General features: G+C 50.7%; 8 protein-coding genes. 2 read left to right on the top strand and 6 right to left on the bottom strand.

Features of this window, described 5'->3' with window-relative positions; all coding sequences use genetic code 11:
- Together GX659_02720 and GX659_02715 are read left to right on the top strand one after the other, a co-directional pair.
- On the top strand, positions 1-814 hold an 814-nt coding region (locus GX659_02720; protein NLD27703.1), incomplete at its 5' end, for an ATP-binding protein.
- Between the two features lie 209 nt (positions 815-1,023).
- Positions 1,024-3,213 (top strand): ABC transporter ATP-binding protein, encoded by a 2,190-nt coding sequence (locus GX659_02715; GenBank protein ID NLD27702.1) that lies wholly within the window; start codon positions 1,024-1,026, stop codon positions 3,211-3,213.
- A gap of 213 nt (positions 3,214-3,426) precedes the next feature.
- Here the strand turns inward: GX659_02715 and GX659_02710 are convergent, their stop codons facing one another.
- The 6 genes from GX659_02710 to GX659_02685 all read right to left on the bottom strand — a co-directional run bounded on the left by GX659_02710 (position 3,427) and on the right by GX659_02685 (position 10,150).
- Complete coding sequence (locus GX659_02710) at positions 3,427-4,617, bottom strand: glycine C-acetyltransferase (protein ID NLD27701.1); 1,191 nt, start codon at positions 4,615-4,617, stop codon at positions 3,427-3,429.
- 30 nt (positions 4,618-4,647) lie between these two features.
- Positions 4,648-5,463: an RMD1 family protein gene (locus GX659_02705; GenBank protein NLD27700.1), complete on the bottom strand. Its 816-nt coding sequence runs from the start codon at positions 5,461-5,463 to the stop codon at positions 4,648-4,650.
- Between the two features lie 274 nt (positions 5,464-5,737).
- The gene (gene tdh, locus GX659_02700; protein NLD27699.1) at positions 5,738-6,796 is read right to left on the bottom strand and encodes an L-threonine 3-dehydrogenase; all 1,059 of its coding nucleotides are present in this window, start codon (positions 6,794-6,796) and stop codon (positions 5,738-5,740) included.
- A 141-nt stretch (positions 6,797-6,937) separates the two neighbouring features.
- A complete protein-coding gene (locus GX659_02695; GenBank protein ID NLD27698.1) occupies positions 6,938-7,957 on the bottom strand; it encodes a 6-phosphofructokinase in 1,020 nt (339 codons plus the stop codon).
- A gap of 32 nt (positions 7,958-7,989) precedes the next feature.
- A complete protein-coding gene (locus GX659_02690; protein ID NLD27697.1) occupies positions 7,990-9,249 on the bottom strand; it encodes a S41 family peptidase in 1,260 nt (419 codons plus the stop codon).
- 97 nt (positions 9,250-9,346) lie between these two features.
- Positions 9,347-10,150, bottom strand: coding sequence for a glutamate racemase (locus GX659_02685; GenBank protein ID NLD27696.1), 804 nt, complete (start codon positions 10,148-10,150; stop codon positions 9,347-9,349).
- Positions 10,151-10,272: the final 122 nt, after the last annotated feature.

Raw genomic sequence — 10,272 nt, 5'->3', positions numbered from 1 at the left:
TATGAATTTTGCTGAATATCTCGATTATCAAAAGTTTGATTATAAAGATTCAAAGAAGACGACAAGATATTCTGGAGAATTGTCGAAGCATCTTAACGAGTATTTGATTGATGGTGGAATTTTTGACCGTTATAAATTTGGTCAAGAGTTTGTCCGTAATTTGATCACATCTATAATCACAAAAGACATAGTCGTTCGTTATAGTTTGCAATTCGCAAAAGAGCTCGAAGAGTTATCGGTCCTGCTTATTAACAATATTACATCGAAAATTTCAGCAAGTAAGATTGCAAAACGTCTGGGGATAAAGAGTTCAAACACAATCAGAGAATATATAAATTATCTGGAAAAAAGCTTTCTTATTTTCACTTTAAATAAGTTTTCATACAAGCTAACAGAACAGCAATCCTCATTTAAAAAAGTCTATTGCATCGATAATGGCATGGCGAGTTCGATACGTTTTGCTTTCAGTGATGATACAGGCAGATATTTAGAGAATGCAGTTGCTGTGGAGTTAAAACGGCTCTCTTATGTAAATAATTATGAGCTGTTTTATTGGGACGATTATAAAAATGAGTGTGATTTTATAATTAAGCAGGGGAGAAAGATTGTGAAGGCATATCAAGTTTGCTCGAATTTGGACGAGAGCAACATGAAGCGCGAGACGCTAGGGCTTATTTGCGCTATGAAAGCACTTTCAATAAAAGAGGGCGCGATAATTACGCTGAGTCAATCTGAAATGATCGATTTGGAGGGCTTTAAAATTAAAGTCGTGCCGGCAAGTGAATGGCTAATTGGGCAGGCTGGGATCCCGTAACAGCCGTGACTCGTGACTGGTGAACGGTTGGAACAGGATTCCCGTTTGCCCCGCGTTAGCGGCGGCTTAGTGCCGCGGGAATGACGGCGTGATTGTCATTCCCGAGTGGTCAATTGTCCATGGTCGAAGTTATTGTTGGAACGGTAAGGTCTTCATCTTCATCTTGATTCTCCATATTCAGCTTGATCAGTTGGTATAAACTTGCAATCATGCCACATTCCCAGATGCGCTTCATAAAGACGATGAAATCCTACGGCCTTTTCACGCCGGCGACTGTGGTCGCTATCGCGTTTTCCGCCATATTCTCCGCACTGGCCTTCCTTCTCTGGGTCCCAGCCCCTGAGATGGCGAGGCTCTTGATCGACTTTGCGGCATCGGAAAAAAATATAAGGATGATGAATGCGTGCATAGCGGTATCGGCGCTCTCCATCCTAGCATCCTCCGCGCTCAATTTCTTCGCGCTGCACCTTGGCACAATATCCTCGAGGCAGCTGTCATCAACCCTTTCCAAGAAATTCTTTGAATGCGCTATAGCAAATCCCGAAAGCGTATCCTCGTGCGAAGAAAAGGAGAGGACGATAGATCTCATATCGCATATGCCGGACCGGATAGCCTCTTTTCTCGCGGGTTCGCTGCCCAGAGCTTTTGCAAGAGGGCTCGGCTTTTTTATCATCTCAGCCATGCTCTGGAGAATCGATCCCGTCATATCGTTGATGGGATTTTCCGCGATATTCATCCGCGGGATGGAGGAAAACATCTGCCAGAAGCTGAAGATATCCTCCTTTTTCGAAGGCGTGCGCTCACAGAGAGCGCTCGAAAAAAGAATCTGCGAACGGATGGAGGCGGCTGAATCGGTAAGGGCCTTTGCGCAGGCGGAAAGCGAAAGCTCGGCCGTCGCTACGCTCCTTCGGCGACGGGATATGGCTGCGATAAAATCCGAGGTGCTGGAAGCGCTCTGCAGGCTATCATCATCTCCGGCCTTGAAGATATGGGGATTGACCGTGGCATGGTACACGGCCTACCGGCTGGCATCCGGCGCGATTACTGCAGGAATGGCACTGGCTGCTGCCATCTATACGGCCCTTCTTTTAACTCACCTGCTTCATGCGAAGGACTTCATGCTCTCGTTTCGCGCATACAGGGAGGCGGCAAGAACTTCTTCCGAGATTCTGTCAAGCCAGGAAAAAATTCCTTCCGGCGATGGCGGGATATCCTTCGAAGATTTCAATTATCCTTCCTCCGCTGAGATGGGCGTGCTGCCCGTCTCAACAAGGGGAATACTTGCAATAGTCGGCGCATCTGAGGACGAGGCAAAAAAATTTACGGGATCGATGATCAGGAACCTCGCCGAAGATGAAACGGCAGCGATGGTCAGCGAAAACGAGATTTCTGAAATCAGCTTCGGAAAGGTTGGAGAGAAAATAGGCTTTCTGTCGCAAAAAGCGGTAATCTTCGACGGCTCCATCATGGAAAACATCCTGTACGGAAGCCAGCAGAAAGAGCGCGGCGACGCGATACGCGCGGCTCAAACGGTAGGCGCGGATGAATTCATAGAAAAATTGCCGGGAGGGTACGACACCGAGGCAGGCCCCGGCGGAGCGTATCTTTCGGCGATGGAAAGAAACCTCGTGGCGATGGCGAGGGTTCTGCTCAAAGACCCGTCCATCATAATTTTTCAGGAACAGGATCGGCTGGAAGAACTGAGAAACGAATACAAATTCGGCGAAACTATAGTCGCAATTTCCAAAACCAAGAAGGTGATAATTCTTGCCTCCAAGCTGCAGTCGCTGAAGATGGCCGATGAGATAGCTTTTTTCAGCGGCGGGAAAATATCCGAGCGCGGTTCCTTTGAATCGCTCCTGAAAAATTCAGATGAGTTCAGGAACTATGTCTCGGAAAATTTCGGGAGCTCCAAATCTTTTGAGCACGAACTGTTGGTGGAAATGGAAAGAAATGCCAGATATGGTTCTAAATTTTCCGTAGCGGTCATTGTGATAACGCCAAAATCTATCCACCCGCCGGAGGCGACACCCAATGAGGGCGATAGAATCATCGACGCGGCGGCGGCAGCCCTGTCATACATTATACGGATAGTGGATAGCAGCGCAAAAACCGGCAAAAACTCGCTAGCCATCCTCCTCCCTGAAATAGACCTCGATCATTTAAAACAATTTTCGAAACGGATAAGGTGCTCTCTCCCGGAGAAGATGAAGGAGTTCTGCAAATCAGTCTGTCCGGAATCCCTATCTATAAAATTGGCGGGGACATGTGTTGTCGAAAAGACGAATCTCTCTCCGGAAGAATTGATAGGCATGCTGACAAAAATAATTTCTGAAAGTCAAAATGAAGATACAACTATGATATTTCCACAGTCGAAAGCTGAAACCGGGGAGAGCTGATGCTCGAAAAGATCATCTCATATTTCACGGACAAATCCTTCGCCAAGGCCGTGGCGAAGACCATACTGTTGGGAATAGGTACAGCAGCGATATATCTCGCAGCCGTGCGGCAGATTATAATCTGGATGAAATAACGTGTAGCAGCAGGTCCATTGTCAATCGTCATCGATCACGGTCGCCCTGAATAACATCTATTTTGATGAATATACGTCTTTAGATTACACCGCGTCTTTTGCACACCTTTGCAAATGCCGAAACCGTATGGTCTAGCTCCTGTTTGGTATGAACCGCCGAAACCTGACAGCGTATCCGCGCAAGCCCCTTGGGCACAACCGGAAATGAAAATCCCTTTACGTAAACCCCTTCCTTCAGCATATCCCTTGCAACATCGGCCGCGAGCTTCGCCTCGCCGAACATGATCGGAGTTATCGGATGAGTTCCTTCGAGAACCTTGAGACCAACCTTCGCAAGCTCCGATCTGAAATATTTCGTGTTATTCTCGAGCCTGTCGCGAAGCTCCATGCTCTTGCTGAGCTTTTTGAGAACCTCGAGAGTCGCGGAGCATACAAGCGGTGGAAGCGCATTTGAAAACAGATAAGGCCTGGAACGCTGTCTCAACAGATCCACCATCGATTTTTTGCCAGTCGTGAAACCGCCAGCGGCGCCCCCCATAGCCTTCCCCATGGTGCTCGTGATAATATCGACACGCTTCATCACCCCGCAGTGCTCCGGCGTTCCCCTTCCGCTTTTGCCGACAAAACCCGTGGCATGGCTGTCGTCCACCATGACGATCGCACCATATCGCTCGGCGATATCGCAGATCTGGTCGAGCTTGGCGATATAGCCATCCATCGAAAATACGCCGTCAGTTGCGATCATAATGAGGCGCGCCCCGTCGGCTTTCGCCTGAGCGAGTTTCGCATCGAGATCGCTCATATCTGAATTCGAATAGCGATATCTCTTTGCCTTGCAGAGCCTGATGCCATCGATGATAGAGGCGTGGTTGAGTTGATCGGAAATGACGGCGTCATTTTCCGAGAGCAGTGTTTCGAATAGTCCCTCGTTGGCCTCATAGCAGGAGGAATAGAGTATCGTATCCTCGGTTCCGAAAAATTTCGTCAGCTCGGCTTCCAGCTGGCGATGGATGTCGAAAGTGCCGCATATGAAACGCACCGATGCGGTTCCGAAACCGTAGAGGTCCAACCCTCTCTTCGCCGCAGCAATAACGTCCGGATCGTTGGCAAGTCCGAGATAGTTGTTAGCGCAGAAGTTTATAACTTCCCCTTCGGCGACCCTTATCTTCGACCCCTGTGGGGAGAGGATCTCCCACTCCTCTTTCCAGAGCCCGGCCGATTTGATTTCAGAAAGTTCATTTTCAACAACGGCCCGCAGAGCATCGTACATAATACCTCCTTCAATGTATCACGATTCAAGTCAGTGCTTCAAAAAATGTTCATAGATGGAAAAAAATATTTCGATGGCGATGAGGATTATGATCGCCCATTCCAGATAATTCGCATGGCGGTACTGAAGCAGATTAGCGATAAGCTCCAGGTTTTCCTGGATCATGCGCAACTTGTAATCCAGCGTTTTGTAACGGTCCTTTATCTCGAACATATCCACGGCTTCGTAGTAGAGCTTGTCGAGGACCTGCACCTCCCAAGTTTCGTCCGGCTTATCCAAGAGGTATAAAGAGGCGACTAGCTGCTGTTTGGCGGTTATGCACTGCCCTATATATTTTTTGATTTTTCTGCTGCTCTGGATGAGGCGCCCCTTGTCCTTGAGCGAGCCGGCTATCTTGCCAGTCCACTTGAGCATCTCATCGACATGGGTCTCGAAAAATTCGAGGGCCATCGACTGAGCGAGCACTAAAGAGATGATCTCGATGCGATCGCTGGAGAGTATATCGAAAACCGCGCCGTCAAACCCGACGGAACTTTTTTCGCCGGGCTTTATGTCGATATAGAACTCTTCGCTGGTGATCATCTCAGGGGCATGCCCTATGATCATCTTAATCTTCTCTATGATAGCGCGCTGGCGCTCTGGATCGATGTTGAAAAATATCACCGACCCGAACCTGTAAATGTAATAAAAACCGTTCTCACCCTCCCTGTATGTCAGTTTTGTCGAGGACTGTTCAGAGGACACCCCGCGAAACATCCTGTCGATCTCTTTTAGCTTTAAAGTTTCGGCAACGTTATAACCCTGCATCACGTAGCGAACAGGCGCATGATCTTTTATTCCAAGCATGAACAGCTCCCATAACAGAACTTCAAGAGTTAAGTAACCTCTGAAAAATCAGCAAACTCAGGGCACCTCTAAAAACTATGCGTTTGCCATTCCCGAAACAACCGTGACTCGTAACTGGTGAACGGTCGGAACCCCGCGGTAGCGGCGGCTTAGTGCCGCGGGAATGACAGTATGGTCGTCATCTCCGAGTGCTTTAATCGGGGATCCAGCAACAACCGTGACTCGTGACTGATGGCAGACGGCTTTCATAGATAGTTTCTAGAGGCGCTTACAGCTAGCTTTTCAGAGGCTCCTTAAGAACTATCTTGCCTGCAACAACCTCTTTGGCATTTAAAAGCGCCATCGCATCGTCGAATTTTTCCAGCGGAAACTCGTGCGTCAGAACAGGAGTAATATCTATCCTGCCAGAGTTCAAGATATTTGCGACCTCGAACCATGTGTCGAACATCTTCCTTCCATTGATGCCGTTGATCTTGATTCCCTTGAAGATGATCTCCTCGGCAAGGTCGATCGTGACGCGCTTCGCAGGAATGCCAAAGGCGGTGAAGACGCCGCCTTTTTTAACGACTTTGAAACCGTCGTGCATCGCCTTTTCAGAGCCGCTCATCTCGATTACGACGTCAACGCCTTCACCCTTCGTGGCATCGAGGATGGCATCAGCAGCGTCACATGCGGTCACATCTACTATCGTGTCAGGACTGAAACCCTCCAGGAGACCGAGCCTGAACTTCTGCATCCCGCAAGTGATGAGTTTCGTCGCCCCAAAAACTCTGGCGATGCCGGTGGCGAAGATCCCGGTAGGTCCGTCGCCGAATATCGCAACGCTCTTTCCGGCAACCGCGCTTTCGCTTACGCAGTACATCGCGTTTCCGAAGGGCTCCTGTACCGATGCGACATTCCACGGAAGTGATTTGTCGTTCTTGATACAGCATATTTCAGGAACGGCGATATATTCGGCGAAGCAGCCGTCGCGATCGACACCGAGGATTTCGAGATCGCGGCAGATGTGCATCTTTCCAGTCCTGCACTGAAAGCAACCGCCGCATGGTATGTGCGTCTCTGCGGAAACATGATCCCCGACAGCTATGTGATCAACCTGGTCGCCCACTTCGACTACCTCCCCGGAAAATTCATGGCCGAATATCATCGGAGGCTTGATGCGATTCTGCGACCACTCGTCCCAGTTGTAGATGTGGATGTCGGTTCCGCAGATCGAGCTCGCCCTGACCTTGACGAGAACCTGATGCGAGGTGATCTTCGGAATCGGCATCTCAGCAACAAGCGCCCCGCGACCGGCTGCCGGCTTAATCACCGCTTTCATAGTCTCTGCCATTTGAAACTCCCGTGGGTATGCGTCTATGCGCTGCGCACTCTATCCGCGAGCGAGCCGGGCTGTCAAGCAGTCAGCTTACAAAGAAAAGGCCCGCTTTCCAAAAACCGAAAAGCGGGCCACAAAGGTCAAAAACGGGCTGGATCAATACCCCCAGAAAGTCTTGGACATCTCATAGAGATCATCGTCCACCGTTTTGATACCTTCGACGACGGTGCTCAAGGGAATTTCTACGACATCTTTCCCCTGCAGGGCTACCATTATGCCGAAGCGGCCGGCATGAACCGCATCCATGGCGGCAACGCCGTAGCGGGTTGCAAGGACCCTGTCGTGTGCGGTTGGTTTTCCGCCGCGCTGTATGTGGCCAAGAACCGTAACCCTTGTATCAAAGCCGGTCTTTTCCTCTATCTTCTTGGCCAGTATATGCCCTATGCCGCCGAGCTGGACGTGTCCGAAATCGTCGAGGCGCTGTGATGAAAGGATCTCGTCCTGATTCTTGAACTTGGCTCCCTCAGCAACTACGACTATGCTGAAATCAATTCCGCCGTCGCGCCTTTCAGTGACCATCCTGCAGACTTCGTCGATATCGATCGGCTTTTCAGGAACTAAAATGCAGTCCGCACCCCCCGCTATGCCGGAATACATAGCTATCCAGCCGGCATGGCGTCCCATCACTTCGCACACTAAAACGCGGTCGTGGGATTCAGCGGTCGTATGAAGCCTGTCGATCGCATCGGTGGCTATCTCCACCGCGGTGTCAAAACCGAAGGTAAAATCGGTTCCCATCAGATCGTTGTCGATCGTCTTCGGAACGCCGACTACGTGCAGGCCATCATCGTTCATCTTCTTCGCAACGCCGAGGGTATCCTCCCCTCCTATTGCGATGAGCCCGTCCAGATTCATCTTCTTGAAATTTTCGTAGGCGAGCTTTTTTGTCGCTTCGTTCTTGAAGATGTTGGTCCTGCTCGTTCCGAGGATAGTGCCTCCGCGATACAGTATGCCCTGAACGTCTTCCCTGGTAAGCGGAACGCTGTCCATCTCCAGAAGGCCGCGCCATCCGTGTTTGATCCCTACCATCTCGTACCCGCCGAAAACTCTCGCCCTGCGAACAACGGCTCTGATTACAGCGTTTAACCCCGGACAATCACCACCGCCTGTCAACATACCAATTCTTTTCACCATCTTTTACATCCTCCTTATAGAGAAGATCCTTTATCATTTTCATGAGCGGGCACAATACCGTTTAGGTATTCAATCGCCTTCTCAAGCTGATAGTCCCTCTTCTCAGTTTGTTTATCATTTTCATCCTTTTCTTCCACCGGCACAGCGCCAGAATCCGGCTCTCCGCCTTTTTTCGGCATCGGAGGCTTTTGCTCTACGATGACATCCGGAATGATCCCCTCATCCTGTATGCTTTTGCCGCTGGGCGTGAGATATCTCGCGATTGTCAGCTTAAGGCCGGAACCGTCGTCGAGATCTATCACAGTCTGAACGGATCCCTTCCCGAATGAACGCGTCCCCATTATGACGGCGCGCTTGTTATCCTGAAGAGCGCCAGCCACTATCTCGGAGGCGGAGGCGGATCCCCGGTCGATCAAAACGACGACCGGATAATTCGGAAAGGTGCCATCCTCGCGCGCGATGCTGCGATCGATCTCCTTGCCCCTCGTCTCGGTGCTGACGATCGTTCCCTCGGAGAGAAAGAGATCGGAAACCGCGACCGCTTGATCGAGAAGGCCGCCAGGATTTTTTCTGAGGTCTAAGATTATTCCGTCGAAATCGGCGGACTCACCCCTCTTGAAGACGAGTTCCCTGCGAAGTTGTTTCATCGCCTTTTCGACGGCGCGCGCAGTCCCCTGCTGAAAATTCACCATGCTCAGATACGCAAACCTGTCGTCGATCAGCTTCTCGGCAACGCTGGGAACCTTGATTATCCTTCTTACGACCGCTATGTCGAAATTATCTTTCACGCCGTCTCGATTTATCGTGAGCACCACACGCGAACCGCGCTTGCCACGCATCAACCCGACGGCCTCGCTAAGCCCCAAGCCCTGGGTAACCTTTCCGTTGATTTTGACAATCCTGTCTCCGGCATAGATGCCTGCGAAATCGGCCGGCGTTCCCTTTATAGGGGATATCACTGTAAGGTGTCCACCTTTGATGGAAACCTCTATCCCTATTCCGTCGAATCTCCCGCGCGTATCGACCTTGAGCTCCCTGTAGGCATCGGGGCTCATATACACGCTGTGAGGATCCAGGGTGTCGAGCATCCCGCGTATCGCGCCCTGAATCAGAGTGGAATCGTCGAACTTACCAGCGTAATTCTCCTCTATGTAGTGCAGCACGCGCGAAAATATATGCAGGTTGGCATACCCGTCGTCGCTCATCGCAAAGGAGCGCGTCGATACGAGGATCAGGAGAAGAGCTGTAAGAACGTGGCACACCCTAGACTTCAAGAAATCACCTCTCAGATTTTTATGACGAAAATTCCGGCGTGAGTTCGTCCGGGATCGCATGCTCTAACAGTACAGAAAAAATTGCAAGCGGTTGATATCACAGATCGACCCTGGTAACCGAAGGGGGTTCCTCGCCCAAAAACGCCCCGGCTATCCTCTCGAACCTACCGGGAAGATCGGTGACGTATATCTTGTAATTTCCGGCGGGCCGGTCGGACTTCAGTTCCGCTGCTTCAAGAGTGTCAGAAAGAAATGTGGCGGTCGTCTCAGCGGAATCGACCAGGACGACTGAATCTCCCAAATACCGCCCTATCACGCCTTTGAGGAGAGGATAGTGAGTGCATCCCAAAACCAAGGCGTCTATCCCCTCCCCTCTCATTCCATCCAGATAGATTCTTGCGGCGGCTTCCGCCACCTCATTGTCCAGCCACCCCTCTTCAACCAGCGAAACGAATAAAGGACAGGCGCGGCTGACAACGCGGATGTTTGAATCTATCGACTTGAGCTCCCTTCCATAGGCATTGCTGGCGATAGTTCCGGTGGTTCCTATCACACCAACGACTTTTTTCCTGGATATGGCAGCGGCCGCAGCAGCTCCGGGAGCGATGACCCCTATAACGGGGAGGTCGAATTTCGAGGAGATCGCTGACAAAGCGAAAGCCGATGCGGTATTGCAGGCGACTACGATAGCCTTCGCCCCTTTTTCCATCAGAAACTCCGCACACTCACTGGAATACCTGACGACCGTCTCGGCCGATTTGGTTCCGTACGGAACCCTGGCGGTATCCCCCAGATATATGAGATGCTCGCAGGGCAGATGACGTCTGATCGCAGAAAGGACGGTAAGCCCGCCTATACCCGAGTCGAAAATCCCTATTGGAGCATCTTTGCCGTTCTGCATATGCCGCTTGGCTACAGCCACAACTTGAGATTGTCCAGAAAAATCAGGCAAAACAAAACTCCACGCTCCGCGCGGAGGGTTCCCCCACCGTTCTAAAGAGCTGGCAATGCCCGACTCTCGAT

It is taken from the genome of Myxococcales bacterium (genome assembly GCA_012513515.1).
GTDB lineage: Bacteria > UBA10199 > UBA10199 > 2-02-FULL-44-16 > JAAZCA01 > JAAZCA01.
Note: the sequence above shows the minus strand (reverse complement) of the source record. Positions and strands in the feature narration are given on the sequence as shown.